Annotated in this window: 16 protein-coding genes; 7 read left to right on the top strand and 9 right to left on the bottom strand. The window is 68.6% G+C overall.

Annotated elements, in window-relative coordinates:
* Nucleotides 1-11 precede the first annotated feature (11 nt).
* Entirely contained in the window at nucleotides 12-2,381 is a 2,370-nt protein-coding gene (locus tag ASF54_RS10270) for a transglycosylase domain-containing protein (protein ID WP_084816096.1), read from the bottom strand.
* Nucleotides 2,382-2,686: 305 nt separating this feature from the next.
* Here ASF54_RS10270 and ASF54_RS10265 point away from each other — a divergent pair, with 305 nt between their 5' ends.
* From ASF54_RS10265 to ASF54_RS10245, 5 genes are all read left to right on the top strand, one after another.
* Complete coding sequence (locus ASF54_RS10265) at nucleotides 2,687-3,760, top strand: acetamidase/formamidase family protein (protein WP_055961687.1); 1,074 nt, start codon at nucleotides 2,687-2,689, stop codon at nucleotides 3,758-3,760.
* A complete protein-coding gene (locus ASF54_RS10260; RefSeq protein ID WP_055961684.1) occupies nucleotides 3,757-5,394 on the top strand; it encodes an AtzH-like domain-containing protein in 1,638 nt (545 codons plus the stop codon). Before ASF54_RS10265 ends, ASF54_RS10260 begins: the two co-directional genes overlap by 4 nt.
* A 106-nt stretch (nucleotides 5,395-5,500) precedes the next feature.
* Complete coding sequence (locus ASF54_RS10255) at nucleotides 5,501-6,703, top strand: pyridoxal-phosphate-dependent aminotransferase family protein (RefSeq protein ID WP_084816095.1); 1,203 nt, start codon at nucleotides 5,501-5,503, stop codon at nucleotides 6,701-6,703.
* Nucleotides 6,700-7,938 (top strand): allantoate amidohydrolase, encoded by a 1,239-nt coding sequence (locus tag ASF54_RS10250; protein WP_055961670.1) that lies wholly within the window; start codon nucleotides 6,700-6,702, stop codon nucleotides 7,936-7,938. Before ASF54_RS10255 ends, ASF54_RS10250 begins: the two co-directional genes overlap by 4 nt.
* Nucleotides 7,939-7,943: 5 nt before the next feature.
* The gene (locus tag ASF54_RS10245; RefSeq protein WP_055961662.1) at nucleotides 7,944-8,762 is read left to right on the top strand and encodes a MurR/RpiR family transcriptional regulator; all 819 of its coding nucleotides are present in this window, start codon (nucleotides 7,944-7,946) and stop codon (nucleotides 8,760-8,762) included.
* Nucleotides 8,763-8,854: 92 nt separating this feature from the next.
* Here ASF54_RS10245 and allB read toward each other — a convergent pair whose 3' ends face one another.
* Nucleotides 8,855-10,192, bottom strand: a complete 1,338-nt coding sequence (allB, locus tag ASF54_RS10240) for an allantoinase AllB (protein WP_055961660.1) — start codon at nucleotides 10,190-10,192, stop codon at nucleotides 8,855-8,857.
* Nucleotides 10,193-10,357: 165 nt separating this feature from the next.
* On the opposite strand from allB, the gene ASF54_RS10235 reads away from it, so the two are divergent.
* Both ASF54_RS10235 and ASF54_RS10230 read left to right on the top strand, forming a co-directional pair.
* Entirely contained in the window at nucleotides 10,358-10,708 is a 351-nt protein-coding gene (locus ASF54_RS10235; RefSeq protein ID WP_200919589.1) for a type II toxin-antitoxin system Phd/YefM family antitoxin, read from the top strand.
* Nucleotides 10,705-11,097 carry a PIN domain-containing protein gene (locus ASF54_RS10230; protein ID WP_055961656.1) on the top strand — a complete coding sequence of 131 codons (393 nt, stop codon included), beginning with the start codon at nucleotides 10,705-10,707 and terminating at the stop codon, nucleotides 11,095-11,097. Before ASF54_RS10235 ends, ASF54_RS10230 begins: the two co-directional genes overlap by 4 nt.
* A 205-nt stretch (nucleotides 11,098-11,302) precedes the next feature.
* Here ASF54_RS10230 and ASF54_RS10225 read toward each other — a convergent pair whose 3' ends face one another.
* The 7 genes from ASF54_RS10225 to ASF54_RS10195 form a co-directional block, all read right to left on the bottom strand.
* Nucleotides 11,303-11,896, bottom strand: coding sequence for a pyridoxine/pyridoxamine 5'-phosphate oxidase (locus ASF54_RS10225; protein ID WP_055961653.1), 594 nt, complete (start codon nucleotides 11,894-11,896; stop codon nucleotides 11,303-11,305).
* Between the two features lie 30 nt (nucleotides 11,897-11,926).
* Complete coding sequence (locus ASF54_RS10220) at nucleotides 11,927-12,739, bottom strand: creatininase family protein (RefSeq protein ID WP_055961650.1); 813 nt, start codon at nucleotides 12,737-12,739, stop codon at nucleotides 11,927-11,929.
* Nucleotides 12,736-14,061 carry an FAD-binding oxidoreductase gene (locus ASF54_RS10215; RefSeq protein WP_055961647.1) on the bottom strand — a complete coding sequence of 442 codons (1,326 nt, stop codon included), beginning with the start codon at nucleotides 14,059-14,061 and terminating at the stop codon, nucleotides 12,736-12,738. The genes ASF54_RS10220 and ASF54_RS10215 overlap by 4 nt, the downstream gene beginning before the upstream one ends.
* Nucleotides 14,062-14,182: 121 nt before the next feature.
* Entirely contained in the window at nucleotides 14,183-15,358 is a 1,176-nt protein-coding gene (locus ASF54_RS10210; protein ID WP_055961644.1) for a hypothetical protein, read from the bottom strand.
* 58 nt (nucleotides 15,359-15,416) lie between these two features.
* The gene (locus ASF54_RS10205) at nucleotides 15,417-16,253 is read right to left on the bottom strand and encodes an ABC transporter permease (RefSeq protein ID WP_199726124.1); all 837 of its coding nucleotides are present in this window, start codon (nucleotides 16,251-16,253) and stop codon (nucleotides 15,417-15,419) included.
* Complete coding sequence (locus tag ASF54_RS10200) at nucleotides 16,253-17,035, bottom strand: ABC transporter ATP-binding protein (RefSeq protein WP_055961641.1); 783 nt, start codon at nucleotides 17,033-17,035, stop codon at nucleotides 16,253-16,255. The genes ASF54_RS10205 and ASF54_RS10200 overlap by 1 nt, the downstream gene beginning before the upstream one ends.
* A 6-nt stretch (nucleotides 17,036-17,041) precedes the next feature.
* Nucleotides 17,042-18,310 carry an amidohydrolase family protein gene (locus ASF54_RS10195; protein WP_055961638.1) on the bottom strand — a complete coding sequence of 423 codons (1,269 nt, stop codon included), beginning with the start codon at nucleotides 18,308-18,310 and terminating at the stop codon, nucleotides 17,042-17,044.
* Nucleotides 18,311-18,444 lie beyond the last annotated feature (134 nt).

Raw genomic sequence — 18,444 nt, 5'->3', positions numbered from 1 at the left:
CCGAGTGGGGCCTACGGCGAGGGCGTCGGAGCGGCGGTGGGGGCGTCGGTCGTGCCGGTGCCGCCGGTGCCCGTTCCGGTGCCGGCGCCCGCGTCGCTCGCGCCGCCGGTCCCGCTCGCGCCGCCGGTGTCGGTCCCGCTCGCACCGCCCGTGTCGGTCGTGCCGGTGTCGGCCGTGCCGGATCCTGCGCCCGTCGCCTCAGACGAGGAGGACGACGACGAGGATCCGCTCACCGCGCTCGACCCGACCTCCGATGCCGGCGGCGCGGTCAGCGTGCCCCCGCCGTACGCGGCGTCGAGCGACGCGAGGATCGGCTTCGCGATCAAGAACTTCACGTTGTAGCCGTAGTTGGAGCCGATGTACGTGTCGTAGAACGACGTCGACCCGGAGACGTTGCCGACCCAGGTCGCCGTGGCCACCTTCGTCGTCGAGGTGACGAGCCAGTTCTGCTCGGCGTTGTCGTTGGTGCCGGTCTTGGCGAGCATGTCGACGCCGTCGTTCGGGTTCGCCAGGGCTGCCGTGCCGCCTGCTTTCAGCACCGTCTGGAGTGCGTAGGAGACGCCGGCGGCGACCTCGGACGACATTCCCTGCGTGCAGCTCGTGGGAGTCGCCGTGATCTTCGTGCCGTTGGCGCCGGTGATGCTGTCGATGGCGACCGGGGTGCAGACGACGCCGTTGTTGGCGATTCCGGCGTAGGCGGTGGCCATCGTCAGCGGCGAGATCGTGTTGGTGCCGAGGATCGACGACGGCACCGAACTGAGCGTGCCGCCGGTGGTCGCCGTGTGCACGCCCATGTCGGTGGCGGCCTTGATGATGTTGCAGAGGTCGAGCTGGGTGCCCATCTCGGCGTAGGCCGTGTTGATCGACTCCTGCGTGGCGGTCAGTACCGACATCGACGACCCCACCGATTCGGCGTTCGCGACCGACCAGGTGCCCGAGCCGATGTTCGAGCAGCTGTTGGTGAACTGCGAGAACGAGAAGTCGTGCTCGCCGGTCGTGACGTAGTCCGACAGCGAGTGGCCCGCCTCGAGCCAGGCCGCGAGGGTGAACGCCTTGAATGCCGATCCGGTCTGGAACCCGGTCGACCCTCCATACGCCTGATCGGTGTTGTAATTTACGCCGGTCTGCCCGGCCGTCGCCTGGTCGCTCTGCGTGTAATCGGTGTTCTGAACCATGGTCAGGATCCGGCCCGACCCCGGCTCCACAGCCACGTTCGAGGCGCCCACATCGAGCCCCGCCACCGTCGCCGGCATCACCGCGCTGAGTGACGCCTGCGCCGTCCGCTGCTGGGCCAGGTCGAGGGTGGTCTCGATCTTCAGGCCGCCCTGGTTGAGCGTTGCGAGCCGGGCGTCGGCGGTCGACCCGAAGGCTTCGTCGTTCTTCACGACGTTCAGCACGTAGTCGCAGAAGTACCCGGCGTCGTACTTCACGGCCGACGCGCAGCCGTTCGTCGCCGCCGTAATCGTCGGCGTGATCACGCTCGCCGTCGCCGCGGTCAGCTGCGCTTTCGTGATGCTGCCGTGAACGTACATCCGCTGGAGCACGTAGTCGCGGCGCACCTGCGTCAGGGCGTAATGGTTGGCCGATCCGTTGGCTTTATCAGTCGGTTGGTCGATGCGGAGGTTCGACGGGTTGTTGATGATCGCGACAAGAGTGGCCGATTGGGCGATTGTGAGTCTCGATGCGGAGACCCCGAAGTAGTACTCGGCGGCCGCCTGGATGCCGTAGATGTTGCCGCCGAAGCCGACGATGTTGAGGTAACCGGTGAGGATCTCCGACTTGGAGTACTTCTTCTCGACGCTGATCGCGTAGCGCATCTCGCGCAGTTTGCGCTCGGGCGTCACCGCCGTGACGTCTTCGTAGCATTTGGTCGCCTTCGCGGCGTCGCTGTTCTCGGTCGCACACCGCTCGACGAGCACGTTCTTCACGTACTGCTGCGTAATCGACGAGCCGCCCTGCACGCTGCCGCCGAGCGTCGTGGCGAGCACCCCGCGAATCGTGCCGGCGACGTCGATGGCCCCCTCGTCGTAGAAGCGCGGATCCTCGGTGTCGACGGCGGCATTCTTGACGGCCGTGGCGATCTGGCCGGCCGTGACGTCGGTGCGGTTCTCCGTATAGAAGGAGGCGATCTTGACGTTCGTCGAGCCGTCTTTCGCGTACAGGCTGGACGCCTGGGCCGGCGGGGTGATCTCGAGGTAGCTCGGCAGCGAGTCGAACGCATCGACGCCGGTGGTCACGGTGTTCGAGGCGACCACGAGAGCGGGCACGGCGAGCACGGCGCAGAGGAGTCCGGCCACGAGGCTGAGCCCGGCGAAGCCGCCGAGGGCTCGGAGCCCGCCGAGGGTGCGGTCGTGGGCACGGGGGAGTCGGGTTGTCGTCACATCGAACCGTACGAACGGCTCGCCATGAACAGCCTGGGGTGAGGGCCCGTCTCAGCGAACCGGGGGGTGGCTCTTGCAGAACGTGCAGGTTGTGGTCGTCCAACCTCGTGCCGGAGTTGCCGAGTGCCGCCATATGCGCTCCCATCGGCGGCCCCGCCGGCATTAGGCGGCACTCGGGGTCTCGGGTCGATCGGGCCCGTTGCCGAGTGCCGCCAATTGCGCCCCCGGCCCCGGCAGGGGCAGCATTAGGCGGCACTCGCGGCCACGCAACAAGCCCGAAACCCGGCCTCGCTAGGGTGTCAGCCATGATCCTGCAGCCGGGCCACGGAGAGATCCCCGCCGACCTGTATCTGCCCGCCACCGCCCCGAACGTCCTGTGGGGGCGGCTGCCCTGCGCGGCCGACACCGCCGTGCTGACCGTCGACCCGGGCACGGAGGTGACGATCGACACCCTCAGCCACGAGGGGATCCTCGAAGACCAGGGGCGCGATCCGCTCGCTTACTTCGGCACCCACGGCGTGGCCGCCGACGAGGTGCTCGAAGACGCCATCGCCGTCGCTGCCTCACAAGGACTGCGGGATCCTTCGGTCGACGGCCCGCACCTCGTCACCGGCCCAATTGCGATCCGCGGCGCCGAGCCGGGCGACCTCATCACGATGACCCTCGTGACCGCGACCCCGCGCGTGCCGTACGGCGTCATCTCGAACCGGCACGGGCGCGGTGCGCTGCCGGGCGAGTACCCGCGGGGCGGCTTGAACGTGAGCGTCTTCGCGACAGTGGACGAGGATCCGGCGGGAGCGCTCCTCGGAACGATGCCGCGCACGCCGGGAGGGCCGCACGACGTGCGGTTCCCGCTCCGCCCGTTCTTGGGAATCATGGGAGTCGCTGTCGCCGGCGACGAACGGCCGCACTCGGTGCCGCCCGGAGCGCACGGCGGCAACATCGACATCAACCTTCTGGTGGAGGGAACGTCGCTGCACCTTCCGGTGCAGGTGCCCGGCGCCCTGGCGTACGTCGGCGACCCGCACTTCGCGCAGGGCGACGGCGAAGTCGCGCTGACCGCCATGGAGGCGTCGCTACGCGTGACCGTCCGCTTCGATCTGATCAAGCGGGAGGCCGCGCTCGCCGCATTCGGTGAGATCGTCGGGCCGCTCGCCGAGACCGCCGACTACCTCGTGCCCACCGGCATGGACGAAGACCTCGACGTCGCCGTGCAGAACTGTGTGCGAGCGGCGATCGACCTGCTGTATGCCCGCTTCGGCATGGACGAGAGCCTCGCCTTCGCGTACCTCTCGGCCGCGACCGACTTCAACATCTCCCAGGTCGTCGACCTGGTCAAGGGCGTCCACGCCAGGATCCGAGTGAGCGACTTCGAATGACGACCATCACCTCTCTGCAGGGCGAGCTGCCCGACGGACTCATCCCCGCTTTCGATGCCTACGAGACGGCGCTGAAGAGCAACGACCAGCAGGCGCTCGGCGAGGCCTTCGAGCCGGGAGCGGAAACGCTCCGGGCCGACGGCGGCGGGCTCCTGGTCGGACACGACGCGATCTCGGCATTCCGCGGCCGCCGTTCGCAGGCGCCGCAGCGCGAGATCGTCCAGGTGCACGTGCGGGTGATCGACGCCGACACGGCCGTGATCGTCTCGGTGAATGCCCCGAAGGCGGGTGGGCGCGGGGTCGTGACGCAGCTGTGGCGGCGGAGCGCGGCTGGTGCCGACGCGGTCGGTGCCCCTGCCGACACCGCTACCGACGACGGAACGGGCGTGTGGCGCATCGCCACCGCGCAGGTGCAGGCGCCGACCCCGGTGTTCGACACGCGCATCTGGCGCGTCGTGGGCGCTCCTCTGATCGAGACCACCGCGGATCCTTCATCTCCTCCCGGGCCCCTCGCCGGCGAGACCGTCGCCGTCAAAGACCTCTTCGCCGTGGCGGGCGTGCGTATCGGCGCCGGTGTGCCCGCCTACCTCGACGAGCAGGTCGACAGCGAGTTCCACTCGCCGGCTGTGCAGGTGCTGCTCGACGCCGGCGCCTCGGTGCTCGGCATCGCCCAGACCGACGAGTTCGCGTACAGCATCGCCGGCCGCAACTCGTCGTACGGCACTCCTCCGAACGCCGTCGTGCCCGGTGCGATCTCGGGCGGCTCGTCGTCGGGCCCGGCCTCGGCCGTCGCACTGGGTCACGCGAGCATCGGGCTCGGCACCGATACCGGCGGATCGATTCGCGTGCCCGCCTCGTATCAGGGGCTCTGGGGTCTCCGCACGACCCACAACGCGATCCGTCGCACCGACCTGCTGCCACTCGCGCCGACCTTCGACACGGTCGGCTGGCTCACCCGCGACGCCGATCTGCTGGCCCGTGTGGCGTCCGCATCGTTCGAGAGCGTCGCCGCCCGGTCGTCGGCTGTGCAGCGTGAAGTAAACCCGTCGTTCGTCGTCGACCCGCGGCTCAGCGCGTCTGTGTCGCCCGACGTCCGTGATGCGTTCGGCTCGCTCGTCGACGCCCTGCCCGCTGCCGGATTCGGCGCTCCCGCCGAGGTCGCACTCGGCGACATCGCCCACCTCTATGAGCTGTTCCGCATCGTGCAGGCGGCGGAGGCGTGGGCCTCGCACGGTGACTGGATCACGGCGCACCCCGGATCCTTGGCTCCCGATGTCGAAGCGCGCTTCCTCTTTGGCCGCAGCGTCGACGCGGCGCACGAGACCGATGCGCGCGCCGAGCTGGCGGCCCAGGGCGACCACCTCGACCGGGTGCTCGACGGCAGGATCCTGCTGCTCCCCAGTGCGTCGTCGTCGGCTCCGCTGCTCAGCTCGACGCCGGCAGAGATCGGCGTCGTGCGATCGCAGACGCTCGGTCTCACCTGCATCGCCGGGGTCGGCGGGTATCCGGCGGTGTCGGCGCCGCTCATGTCCGTGCCTGGCGGGCCCGTCGGGCTCTGCCTGGTCGGGCTGCGGCGCACCGACCTGGCGTTGATCGGCATCGCGGCTTCGCTCGAGGTGGCCCTGCGCTCCTGAATTCAGGCGCCGCCACCCGCGGGGAAACCCGCCTGAAACACAAGTTGCATAGACTGGCCTCGTGAAACAGTCTTTTCAGCCGATCGACCCGCCCGCGCGACTCCTCATGGGCCCCGGCCCGATCAACGCCGATCCGCGCGTACTGCGCGCGATGTCGGCGCAACTGGTCGGCCAGTACGACCCGTGGATGACCCAGACCATGGACGAGACCCAGGTGCTCTACCGCCAGGTCTTCCAGACGCAGAACGAGCAGACGCTGCTGGTCGACGGCACCTCGCGCGCCGGCATCGAGGCCGCCCTGGTCTCGCTGATCGAGCCGGGTGACCGAGTGCTGGTGCCGATCTTCGGCCGCTTCGGGCATCTGCTGCGCGAGATCGCCGAGCGCTGCGGGGCGGAGGTGCACGTGATCGAGGTGCCCTGGGGTCAGGTGTTCTCGTTCGAGGCGATCGCCGAGGCGGTCGAGCGCGTGCAGCCGAAGCTGCTCGCCGTCGTGCACGGCGACACCTCCACCACGATGGCTCAGCCGCTCGAGGGGCTCGGCGAGCTCTGCGAGAAGAACGGCGCGCTGTTCTATACCGACGTCACGGCGTCGCTCGCGGGCAACGCGTTCCACGTCGACGACCTCGGCCTCGATGCCGTGACCGCGGGCCTGCAGAAGTGCCTCGGCGGCCCGTCCGGCTCGGCCCCCGTCACCTTCTCGCAGAAGGCGGTAGACGTGATCACCGCCCGCAAGTCGATCGAGGCGGGAATCCGCACCGAGGGCGACGCCGTCAGCGCGCACCCGATCCGGTCGAACTACTTCGACCTCGCAATGATCTTCGACTACTGGGGCCCGAAGCGGCTCAACCACCACACCGAGGCCACGACGATGCTCTACGGCGCCCGCGAGTGCGCCCGCATCGTCGTCGAGGAGGGGCTCGATCAGATGGTCGCCCGGCACACGCTGCACGGGAACGCGATGCTGGCAGGCCTCCGCGGTCTCGGGCTCGAGATCTTCGGCGACGTGACCCACAAGATGACGAACGTCGCCGCGGTCATGATTCCCGACGGCATCGACGGCGACGCCGCTCGTGGCGCGATGCTCAACGACTTCGGCATCGAGATCGGCACCTCGTTCGGACCGCTGCACGGCAAGGTCTGGCGCATCGGCACCATGGGTTACAACGCGCGCAAAGACACCGTGCTCACGACTCTCGCCGCGCTCGAGGCAGTGCTCCGCCTCGGCGGTGTGACGGTCACCGGCGGTGGCGGAGTGGGCGCGGCCTACGACGTCTACTCCGACGCGGGTCGTGCCGAGGTGCCCGCGTGATCGACGCACGCGAGATCCTCGTCCGGTGCGACGCGCTCGCCCGCGAATCGTCTGATCCGAACGGCATCGAGCGCGTCTACCTGTCTCCCGAGCTCGCGGCAGTGAACCGTCGTGCGGGCGAGTGGATGAAGGAGGCTGGCCTCACCACCTGGCTCGACGCGGCCGGTAACCAGCGAGGAAGGTTAGAGGGGCGCGAGCCAGGCCTCCCCGCCGTTCTTCTCGGATCGCACCTCGACACCGTTCCCAACGCCGGCCGCTTCGACGGCATCCTCGGTGTGATGCTCGCGATCGCCGTCGCGGAGCGCCTCCGCGAGAGCGCCGCCGAGCTGCCCTTCGCCCTCGAGATCGCTGCCTTCGCCGACGAGGAGGGCACCCGATTCGGCACGGCCCTCCTGGGCTCCCGCGCCCTGGCCGGCACCTGGGACGACGCGTTCTGGCACCTCACCGACGACAACGGCACCACCCTGCGCGAGGCCTTCGTCGAGTTCGGCCTCGACCCCGAGCGGATCGCCGATGCCTCGCCGAAGCGCGGTGAGATCGTCGCCTACCTCGAGGCGCACATCGAGCAGGGCCCCTACCTCGAAGAGGCCGATCTGCCTCTGGCGGTCGTCTCGTCGATCGCCGGTGCGCGACGCTTCGCCCTCACTCTCACTGGCGAGGCCGGCCACGCCGGCGGGGTCCCGTTCCACCGGCGGCACGATGCGCTCGCCGGCGCGTCCGAGGTCGTCCTCGCGGTCGAGCAGCTCGCCCGCTCGGCGGGATGCGTGGCGACGGTCGGGCGCCTGCAGGCGTTCCCTGGCGGAGTGAACGTCATCCCCGGCCGGGTCGAATTCAGCCTCGATCTCCGCGGAGAGACCGATGCGGCGCGCGACGGCGTCTGGCTCGGCATCCAGGCGGTCGCGTCCGAGGTCTGCGACCGTCGCGGCCTCGCGTTCGCCGTCGAAGAGACGCATAACGCGCCCGCGGTCGTCGCCGATGCGTCGCTGCAGGACTCCATCCGCGCGGGCATCCGCACGGCGACGGGCGAACAGGATCCGATGGTCCTCTTCTCCAAGGCCGGTCACGATGCGATGGCGGTCGCCGAGCTCGCTCCCTGGGCCATGCTCTTCATCCGCAACGGGCACGGCGGCATCAGCCACCACCCCGACGAGACCGTCACCGAGGCCGATGTGGCCGTCGCGCTCGACGCGTTCGAGGCCGCCGTCCGGGGCCTCGCCGCTTCGCAGACCGCCTAGCGCAGATGCCCGATCACGAAGATATCGAGACAAGGATCCGCGACACCTACGACAGCCTCTCGCCGGGAGCGCGCCGAGCGGCCGATCACCTCCTCCGCCACCCCGACGACGCTGCCGTGTACAGCGCCACCGAGATCGCCGCCGCGAGCGGCGTCTCGAAGGCCACCGTCTCACGGCTCTTCCGCACCCTCGGCTACGTTGATGCGCAGGAGGTCCGGGAGCACGCCCGGGCGCTGAGAAGCACGGGCGTGCCCGTGTCGGTAGGGCCCACCGCCGACCTCGCGGCTCACCTCCGCGCCGAGCACGCGGCTCTCGACCGGATGGTCGACGGGCTGGCCGATGGGCGCCTCGATCGGGCGGCGGAGTTGCTCGCCTCGGCCCGCGAGGTCGTCGTGGTCGGATTCCGCAACAGCTATCCCGTCGCGCTGCACCTGAGGCAGCAGCTCACGCAGGCGCGCGGCGGGGTGCGGATCGCACCCGCACCGGGCCAGTCGGTGGGGGAAGAGCTCGGCGGCCTGGGGGCGGAGGATGCAGTCGTGCTGGTCGGCTTCCGACGCCGACCCCGGGGGTTCGGCAGCGTGCTCGCCGCGCTCACCCGGAGAGGGGTGCCGATCGTGGTCGTGGCGGATCCTGAGTTCGGGTCTTCGGGCACCGTGACGCTCGTCGCACCCGTCACCAGCCTGTCGGCGTTCGACTCGTACGCGGCTGCGATGAGCTTGGCGAACCTGCTGGCCGCGGCTGTGCTGGCACGTGACCTTCGTGGCGGGCGGGCGCGTGTGGAGGGGATCACCGCGCTCTACGGGGAGCTGGGCGAACTGGAGTAGCGGGACGGTTCAGAAGTCTGGCAAAACCGGCCGAGACGAGCGCTAATCGCTGGGATTCGGGCAGTTCTGCCAGAGTTCTGAACGCTGCTCCGCTACGGCCGTGCGACGAGCTGGCCCACCAGGCCGCCGCCCGCGACGCCGCGCTGCCACACCGTCTCGACCGAGCCGACGAGGGCGGCACCGTCGAAGGCGCTGACCGGATTTTTGTGCGCAAGCGCGGTGGCGTCGACCGTGAACGGCGCTTCAGGGTCGAATGCGACGAGGTCGGCCTGCGCGCCCACGGCGATGCGGCCTCGATCGCCGAGCCCGACGAGATCGGCGGTCGAGGTGGCCATCCAGCCGACGACCGTCTCGAGCGGGATGCCCCGTGCTCGGGCTCCGGTCCACACCGCGCGGAAGCTCAACTCGAGACCGGAGATGCCACCCCAGGCGAGGTCGAAGTCGCCGTCGCCCGCGAACTTCAGCTCGGCCGTCGAGGGGGAGTGGTCGCTTGCGACGAGGTCGATGGTGCCGTCGACGAGGGCCGCCCAGAGATGCTCCTGGTTGGCGGCGTCGCGGATCGGCGGGCAGCACTTGTACTGGGTGCCGCCGTCGGGGATGTGCTCCTCGTCGAACGAGAGGTAGTGCGGGCAGGTCTCGACCGTGAGTCGGAGCCCCTCGGCTTTCGCCGCCCGGATCGCCGGGAGGGCCGCCGCCGACGACAGGTGCAGGATGTGAGCGCGACCGCCGGTGCGCCGGACGGCCTCGATTACGTGATCGATCGCCGATTGTTCGGAAGAGTCGGGGCGCGAGCGGACGAATGCGGGGTAGTCGGCGCCCTCGGGGTGGGGAGCCGAGTCGAGCGTCGTCGGGTCTTCGGCGTGGACGATCAGGAGGCCGTCGAACGCCGCGATCTCGGCCATCGCCTCGTGGAGCTGCTCGGTCGACAGGTGCGGGAACTCGTCGACGCCGGAGGGGGAGAGGAACGCCTTGAAGCCGAAGACGCCCGCGTCGTGCACCCCGCGCAGGTGCCCGAGAGAAGCAGGGATCGCTCCGCCCCAGAAGCCCACGTCGACCGAGGCCTGCGGCCCGGCGGCGGCGCGCTTGAGCTCGAGGGCCTCGGGTGTCGTCGTCGGAGGGATGCTGTTGAGCGGCATGTCGATGATCGTGGTCACGCCGCCTTTGAGGGCGGCCTTCGTGGCGCTGGCGAAACCCTCCCAGTCGGTGCGGCCGGGCTCATTGACGTGCACGTGCGTGTCGACGATGCCCGGGATCAGCACCTGGCCCTCGGGGAGTGTGCGGTCTTCGAGGGCGGTGACGGCCGAGTCGATGTCGTCGATCGCCGTGATGCGACCGTTCGTCACGCTCAAGGCCGCTGGGCGGAAGGCGCCGTCGATCAGCACCGATCCGGATCGGATCACGAGGTCGATGGGGGCGGCATCAGTCGTCATCCCCTGATTTTACGGGACTTAACGCCCTCGAAACGGCCCGACACCTCGGTCAGCGGAGTGCACTTTTATGGCTTTTGCGAGGTGGCAGCAGAGGGGCTGGCTCCGGCGGGAGCCGCCATTGAGGCAGGGGTAGTACGTGTTCTCCAGATGAGCTACAGTGCCGATATGTCTATGGCACTTGCAAAGCAGAATCGGCCTTCTGTCGGCGTCCGCGAGCTCAAGCAGAATGCCTCCCGGGTGTTGGCCGACGTTCAGGCGGAGAACCTCGGGCGAATCATCACCGTAAACGGGCGCGCGGTCGCGGCGCTCGTGCCGCTCGCTGAGATCATTGTTGATGAGCCGGAGCACCGCATCGAGAAGATCGGTATTCCGCGCGATGAACTCTTGGCTCGGCTGGCCGGGTTTCCCCTCCCGCCCCTGTCCCGGGAGGACGCTGACAGTTGGATGGCGGATATCCGGTCAGCCTATGGTGACGACGATGTCGTAACCGACCCGTATGAGCGGAATGGCCTGTGATCGTCGTCGACACGTCGGTGATGATCGACTGGGACCACCGTGATCTTCCCGACGATCACCTCGTCTCGTCGGCGGTGGTCCTAGCGGAGTTGCATTTTGGTGTAGCTACAGCACGCGGGGCCGAGCAGCATTCGACTCGGCGATCGAGAATCGCCAAGTTCGAGTCGGCACGATTTCAGTGGTTGCCGTACTCCGACTCGACGGCGGCCTTTCACGCCGAGCTGATGCATGCCACTCACGGCCACGCACCCGCGAAAGCCCGCTCTCGCGACCTGATGATCGCGGCGACCGCATACGAGCTCGGGGCCTCGCTGGCCACGCTGAACCCTGACGACTTCCGCTATATCGCTCATCTGGTCCCGATCATCGTGCCGCCGGCCCGTCAGTAGTAGGCCGCGGCTGCCCGGCGACGTCAGCTGTACGGGTTAGCCGTCGATCGTGGCGAATTTGCGAGCAATCCGTTTTCGCACCCTTGAGGTTGCAGGACCGGATGGGACAAGCAGCTCGGATCGCTCTCAAAATGGTGGCCTGGCGGCGCCGGGGCAAAGCGGCCACCCACCAGGCCACCCATCAGCCCTCCAGTAAGTCGAGCCGCTACCCGGCCAGGTAGCGCCGCGACCACGACCCGCCGTCGGCGGCAAGCGAGAACTCCACCCGCTGCGACGCCGTATCGCCGTTCGACGACCAGAATGTGAGCCGCGTTGGCGTCACGAGGTAGCCGACCCACGACTCGGGCTGCTCGAACACTCCGGCGTGGGCCTCCTCGAACGCCGCCCACTGCGCCACCCGCTCGTCGCGCGGCAGGGCCGCGAACTCGTGCGTGTTCAGCCAGGCGAGCTGCTTCAGGTAGGGCGACCGTGCCGCATAGGCCGCCGCGACGTGGACCGGTGGCGCGGGGGCGGCCGTGCCGCGGATGACGACCTGGTGCGTGAACCCCGGCCAGAGCACGGTGATGGCCACGGCCGGGTGCGCCGCGATGTCGGCCGCCTTGCGCGAGGCGCCGTCGGTGTTGAAGTAGAAGCCCTTCTCGTCGAACGAGGTCAGCAGCACCGTGCGGGCATCCGGGTCGCCGAAGGAGTCGACGGTCGAGAGGGTGACTTGCGGGCGCTCCGGATCCTCGTTGGATGGTAGCCAGTCGACCAGGAGATCCCACGCCTCGTCGGGGATGAGTGTGCCCGGCACCGTCACGAGAGCACCGTCATCACGCCAGCACCGTCATCACGACAACGTGCCCGGCTCGAGCGCGGGGTGGTCGAACCGCGCGATCTCGGCCAGCGACGCGACGCCCGCTTCGATGGCCGTCTTGTAGAGGGACGCGCCCCACTCGGCGTTCGCCTCCGACGCATCGCCGACGACGCCCGCCTCGCCGAAGTCGTTCGACAGCCAGCCGAAGTGCACCGGGCCGCCATTGAACTTCACGTAGTCGAGGTCGAGCATGTGCTCGGGAATCCACCGTTCGGCCTTCGACATGTCGACGAGGTCGGGGCGGAGGTGCAGGATCATCGACGTCTCGCTGTGGCCGCCGTGCACTCCGAAGCCGTGCTCGTCGGGGCCGTTGGTGCCGTCGCCGCCCTTCATGTTGGAGCCCATCAAGAAGGTGCGCAGCCCGAAGCGACGCCGGAGTTCGCGGAGCGCCACCTGCAGCAGGGCGATGTTGCCGCCGTGGCCGTTGTAGAAGACGACCGTGCGGGCCGGGGTGTTCGCGATGGAGCGGCCGAGGTCGACGACGGTCTGCATCAGGGTGTCCGCGTTCAGCCACATGGTGCCGGGCGCCCAGTGGTGCTCGTCCGATTTCGTGTAGGCGAGCGACGGGAGCAGCCAGACGTCCTGCCCCTCGGCGGCGGCGGCTTCGACCACGCCGCGTCCGATCAGGTCGGCCATCAACCAATCGGTGGAGAGGGGAAGGTGTGGTCCGTGGTGCTCGATGGCTCCGGTCGGGATCACGAGGATCGACGACGATGTGAGCGTCGAGGCGAGCGCGGGGCCCGACAGGTTGACGAGGTCGCGGCTGGAGGCAGATGAAGTGGTCACGAGACTTTGGCTCCGGTGTTGATCGTGGCGTCGACGAGCTTGCCGGGGTTCAGCAGCCCGTTCGGGTCGGTGGTCGCGGCGAGCTCGCGGGTGCGAGCGGGCTCGAAGTCGACGAACCACTGGTGCGGGTTGTGGAACCCGACGCCGAGCTCTTTCAGGCGGTCGAATCCGGCGTAAACGTCTTCCGCCGACGAGTACGTGCCGGCGAGCATGCCGATCGGGCGCCCGTGCGCGGTCTCGATGTGCAGCATCCCGCCGGGGTAGACGGCGTGCACCTCGTCGATTCGGTCGATCAGCGCGTCACCCGACACCTCTACGTGGAAGTACGTGTCGGGGTAGGCCTTCTGCAGCCATTCGATGGGGTGGTTGTACGACATCATGCTGATCTTCATCGACGTCTGCGGCCCCTCGCGGACGTCTTCGACGCGACCCCCGGCGGCCTCCACGAGCTCGGTGGCACGTGCGACGGTCGAGGCGTCGAGGATGGCGCGGAGCGACGCGCGACCCTGGGGAATCCCAGGATCCGACGGAAGCGCATCGGCCAACGTCGCGAGGTCTCCCGACGCCAGCCGGGGGAGCGGATCGAGCTCACCGAAGGCGCGGATCAGCGGAAGAAGCTGCTCGAACGTGTCGAAGCTCGCAAAGAATCCGAGCCACTCCTGCAGTGGTTCGAGGGCGATCGTGGCGCGGACGATGATGCCGGCCGTGCCGTAGTTGTGCACGTAGAGCTGGGCTTCGTCGCCTTCGACATGGACGATCTCGCCCGTGCCGTCGGCGTGGACGACATCGAGTGCCCTGACGAAGCCCTGGTGGTTCGAGCCGTGCTTGATCGAGCCCGCGCCACCGGATCCTCCCGAGAGGAATCCGCCGAGCGACGACTGAGCCGTCGACGGGTACATCAGGATCTGCTGGCCGGCCTTGTTGGCGGCCTGCTCGAGTGACACCATCGTCGCGCCGGCCTCGGCGGTGAGTTCGCCGTCGCCGACCGACACCACGGCGCGCGCCTTCGTCATGTCGAGCACGAGGCCTCCGGTGAACGGGATCGCCTGGCCGTAGTTGCCGGTCCCCTTGCCACGCGGGGTGATCGGTACGCCGTGGCGCGAGGCGGCGCCCACGACGGCGGCGATCTCGTCGGCGGTGGTCCGGAAAGCGACGACGTCGGCGAGGCCGAGCGGCAGCTGCGCGCTGATGACAGGGGAGAGGCGCGACCCGTCGACGGAGGCTTTCTCGCGGGCGGCGAGTTCGACCGAGACGCCGCGCTCGCCGAGGAGCTCGCGGAGTTCGGCCACGAGGGCGGCGAGGTGTTCCGGGGTGGTGGTCATGACAGGGCTTTCTGGATCATGGTCGCTGCCTGGTGTGGTCGATGCCGTGTGGGTGGGTGGATTTCGGAGGTGGTGGCGGAGTCCACCGCGGTGGGCACAGCCCACCGCGGTAGGCCCCCCGCTAGAAGCCGATCGACTTGTCGATGAACTCGTTCGTGAAGAGGTCTTCCGGTGCGAGGCCCGACTTCAGCTTCGTGCCCGACTTCTCGTAGATCGGAGTGTCGATGTCGATGACCTTCTGGACGCGCTCGGTGTCCATGTCGCCGACGTAGTCGTTGTCGCCGTTCGACGCGATCTTAAGCTTCTTCATCGTCTCGACGCCGTAGTTGGCCACGTCCTCGTCGTAGACCCAGCCGTTGTTGTACTGGGTGACGAGGTTGGCGACCAGCTTGTTCGTGGTGCCGGGGTTGGTGATGTAGTCGACGTCGGCCTGCTGGAGCACGGGCACCAACTTCTTCAGGCAGGGGCTCAGCTTGGTGAGGTCGCCGGTGCGGACCGACATGGCCTCGGGGTAGATCGGGTAGCCGGTGTCGTTGACGAGCTGGTACTTGACGTCTTTGCCCCAGGCCGCGACCTGGTTCTTGTAGATGAACGGCTCGGCGGTGGCGAAGCCCTGCTGCGCGTCGTTGCCCTTCGCGACGACGAACTTCGATGGGGTTCCGTCGTAGCTGCCGTCGGTGACGCTCTTCGGCAGGATGCCGTTGCCGATGAGGTACTCCATGTAGGCGGAGCCACCGAAGTAGCGCACGACGCCGTCGTTCTTCTCGAGGGCGGCGCCGAGCTCCTTGATCGTGGTGACGTCGGGGTAGGTTGCCGGATCCCACATGATCATCTGGGGCGAGATGTCGTTCTCGGCCATGACCGCCGTGGTGGGGAGCTTCGCGGAGTTCTGCACGCCCTCGTCGGTGGTGACGTAGCCCAGCATGATGTCTTTGTCCTGGTACATCTGCGACGAGACGGAGGCGTAGCCGATGGCCGGGCCGCCGGAGCGGATCTCGACCTGGACGCCGGTCGATTTGCCGCCCGACATCAGGGTGCCCGAGACGCTCTTCTTGCTCGCGTCGACCTTGTAGTCGTCACCGAGGAGCTCGTAGAGGTGACCGTGGTCGGCCTCCGGGTTCCAGTCGGTCTGAATGACGACGTTGGCCGGGCAGACGCTCGACAGGTCGACGGCCGCGGCGGCGGAGGTCGTCTTCGTGTCGGTCGTCGCGCCGCTGTCGGACGAACAGGCCGACAGGGCGAGCGCCGAGACGGCCACGAGGCCGAGGCCCGCGAGGGCGCGCTTGGGGAGGTGCATGGGATCTCCTTGATGTGGGTGCTGTGTGAGGGGGAGGGTGCTGTGTTCGGGTGGGGAGCTAGTTCTGGTCGTGCCACTTGCCGATCGCGAGGCGACGCAGCACGTTGAAGAGGACGAAGACCAGTACGCCGAGGATGGAGGCGGTGAGGATCGCCGCGTACATCTCGGCGCCGTTGAGGCGCTGGTTCTCGACCGAGATGAGCACGCCGAGGCCGCCGTTGCCCCGCTGGAAGAACTGGTCGGCGACGACCGCGCCGATCACGGCGAGGCCCGCCGCGTTGCGCAGGCCGACGAAGATCGACGGGAGTGCGGCGGGGAAGCGGAGCTTGGTGAGCATGGTCCAGCGCCCGGCGCCCTGGAGCTGGAACAGCTCGCGCTGGCCCTTGTCGATCGACTGGAGGCCGAACAGTGTGGAGGCGATCATCGGGAAGAGGCAGAACAGCACAGTGACGATCACACGCGACTTGAATTCGTAGCCGAAGAGCGAGCCGATCAGCGGCACGAGCGCGAGGATCGGGATGCAGAGCAGCACGACGGCATACGGGAACAGGGCGCTCTCGAGCCATTTCGCCTGGGCCATGATGATGGCCCACAGCATGCCGATGACGACGCCGATGACGAGGCCGACCACGGCCACGAGCATCGTGTTGCCGAGTGCCTCGGCGAGTTGCTTCTGGAAGATCGGCTCCGTGAAGACCGCCTTGAGAATCAGGTGCGGGTACGGCACCAGGAACGGCAGCCCCTTCACCTTGTCGTAGTAGAACGCGGCGATGTAGAAGAGGCCGACGAGCACGAAGAACACGACGATCGGCAGACCGATGTTCATGGCGCGCGAGCTCGAGGCACGGCGGCGCGAAACCGTCTGCCGAACGATTCCGGTGGTGTCGATGGCCATCAGCGGTGCCCCTCTCGGAGCGCGTGTGAGACTTCGCCGACTAGCTTCGCGAACTCCGCCTCGAAGCGGATCTCCGGGCTGCGCGGCATGGGGAACGGCACGTCGAAGGTGTCGACGATCGAGCCGGGTCGACCCGACATGACGATCACCTTGGTCGACAGGTAGACGGCCTCCGACACGGAGTGCGTGATGAACAGCCCGGCGAACTGCTTCTCGACGAAGAGCCGGAGGAGTTCGTCGTTGAGGCGCTCGCGGGTGATCTCGTCGAGGGCGCCGAACGGCTCGTCGAAGAGGAAGAGCTCAGGATCCAGCGTCAACGATCTCGCAAGCGACGTTCGCATGCGCATTCCCCCCGAGAGCTCCTTCGGCAGGTTCTTCTCGAAGCCCGAGAGGCCCACCAGCTCGATCGCCTCCTGCGCCTTTGCCCGGCGCTCCTTGGCGGGTCGCCCGTTCAGTTCGGCGAGTAGTTCGACGTTGTCGCTGACGGTGCGCCACGGCAGCAGCGTCGCGTCTTGGAAGACGTAGCCGATGCGGTCGGTCTTCACCGCGGCGGTTCCCTCGGAGGCCTGCTCGAGGCCCGACGCGATGCGCAGCAGTGTCGACTTGCCGCAGCCGGAGGGGCCGACGACGGTGACGAACTCGCCCCGCTTCACGGTGAGGTCGACGCCCTGGAGTGCGATGGTGCCGTTCGGAAACTGCATCGCGACGTTCTGGAAGTCGAGCAGCGTGTCGGTGCCGCCGGGGGTCGTCCGGGTGGGGCTTGCCGGAGCTGTGGTCGTCATGGGCGGCTACCTGGTTTCGGTGAGGAGGGCGGGATCGGGCAGGGGGACCGCGACTTCGACGGTGGAGCGGCTTCGAGCGACGAGGCGCCCGGCGTGGATGACGTAGCGGTCGGCGGGCGCATTGGCAGTGACGTCGGCGAGGCTCGTGCCCTTGACGGCGAGCAGCTCGGCCTTCGCCCCGACTCGGGCACCCGCCTCGGGCAGGGCCATAACGGAGCGGGCTCCGTCGCTGACGGACGTGTAGGCCTCGTCGATGGTGAGGTGACCGGCAGTGACCATGAGCATCGTCGTCTCGAGGGCGTCGCTGCGGCCCAGGGGGTTGAACGGGTCGCGCACGTTGTCGGCACCGGCGGCGAGACGGACTCCGGCGTCCAGCAGCTGGCGCGCGGGCGTGAGGCCCCGCGGCATCGAGACCGGGTGCTCCCAGCCCTGCAGGTAGAGGTTGGTGATCGGGTTGGCGATGATGCCGATGTCGGCCTTCTTCACCGCCGCGATCATCAGGTCGCGGGCTTCGGCGTCGACCGTGCCGAGTCGCACGCAGTGGCCCGCGCTGACCGGGACGGTCCAGTCGGCCACCGTCTCGGCGAACTCGTCGAGGGTGATCGCGCCGGCCAGGCTCTCGTCGGTGTGCAGATCGACGCCCACTCCGCGGCGCGCGGCGATCGCGAGGAGGCGCTGCAGGTCGGCGCTGGGGTCGGGTGCGAGGTGCGACGAGCCGCCGACGAGGTCGACTCCCAGATCGAGGGCGGCCTCGATGTCGGCGTCGGGCACATCGGGTCCGGCGAGAGCCACGAGTTCGAGGTCGACGAGGCCGCGGAGCTCGTCACGAACCCGGACGAGCGCCTCGGCACCGCGAAGAGGCTCGTCGCCGAGCAGGATGTCGACGTGGGTGCGGATCGACGTCGTGCCGTTCGCCAGCATGCGGAGGATCTGCTCGCGCGCCCGGGTCGCGATGTCGTCGACGGTCATGGTGCGGGCGTACTCGCGCCACGAGGTGATGGCCGAGACGAGATCGCCCATCGGCGGTCGGATCGCCTCCCACGACAGGGCCTTGTCGAGGTGCGCGTGCGGATCGGCCGGGGCGGTGAGGAGCACGAAACCGCGGAGGTCGAGCACGGCGGGGTCGCCGGTCGCGGGGGAGCCTGCCGACGGGGACGAGGATCCTGCGGTCTCGATTTTCACGACCGTCTCGCCGTCGATCGTGACATCGACGACTGAGCCGTCGGGAAGCGTTGCCCCGGTGAGGAGGCGGAGGCGCTGGGGAGTGAAAGTCACAGGGGTCTTTCGCGGGAGGAGGGGAATTCGTCGAGCGGACGAACGAATGTTGATGTGCTCAACATGCTTGAATCTACGGACGCCGCGTTTCGGCCACGTAACGCCGTCGTTTCGACGTGTTAACTGCGGCGGGT

The sequence above is a fragment of the Frondihabitans sp. Leaf304 genome, from assembly GCF_001423105.1.
In the GTDB taxonomy this organism is placed as follows: domain Bacteria; phylum Actinomycetota; class Actinomycetes; order Actinomycetales; family Microbacteriaceae; genus Frondihabitans.
Note: the sequence above shows the minus strand (reverse complement) of the source record. Positions and strands in the feature narration are given on the sequence as shown.

Excerpts from the sequence above, each read along its gene's own strand:
- ASF54_RS10265 (WP_055961687.1), top strand. The coding sequence starts at position 2,687 with ATGATCCTGCAGCCGGGCCACGGAGAGATCCCCGCCGACCTGTATCTG.
- ASF54_RS10260 (WP_055961684.1), top strand. The coding sequence starts at position 3,757 with ATGACGACCATCACCTCTCTGCAGGGCGAGCTGCCCGACGGACTCATC.
- ASF54_RS10255 (WP_084816095.1), top strand. The coding sequence starts at position 5,501 with ATGGGCCCCGGCCCGATCAACGCCGATCCGCGCGTACTGCGCGCGATG.
- ASF54_RS10245 (WP_055961662.1), top strand. The coding sequence starts at position 7,944 with ATGCCCGATCACGAAGATATCGAGACAAGGATCCGCGACACCTACGAC.
- allB (WP_055961660.1), bottom strand. The coding sequence starts at position 10,192 with ATGACGACTGATGCCGCCCCCATCGACCTCGTGATCCGATCCGGATCG.
- ASF54_RS10235 (WP_200919589.1), top strand. The coding sequence starts at position 10,358 with ATGTCTATGGCACTTGCAAAGCAGAATCGGCCTTCTGTCGGCGTCCGC.
- ASF54_RS10215 (WP_055961647.1), bottom strand. The coding sequence starts at position 14,061 with ATGACCACCACCCCGGAACACCTCGCCGCCCTCGTGGCCGAACTCCGC.
- ASF54_RS10210 (WP_055961644.1), bottom strand. The coding sequence starts at position 15,358 with ATGCACCTCCCCAAGCGCGCCCTCGCGGGCCTCGGCCTCGTGGCCGTC.
- ASF54_RS10205 (WP_199726124.1), bottom strand. The coding sequence starts at position 16,253 with ATGGCCATCGACACCACCGGAATCGTTCGGCAGACGGTTTCGCGCCGC.
- ASF54_RS10200 (WP_055961641.1), bottom strand. The coding sequence starts at position 17,035 with ATGACGACCACAGCTCCGGCAAGCCCCACCCGGACGACCCCCGGCGGC.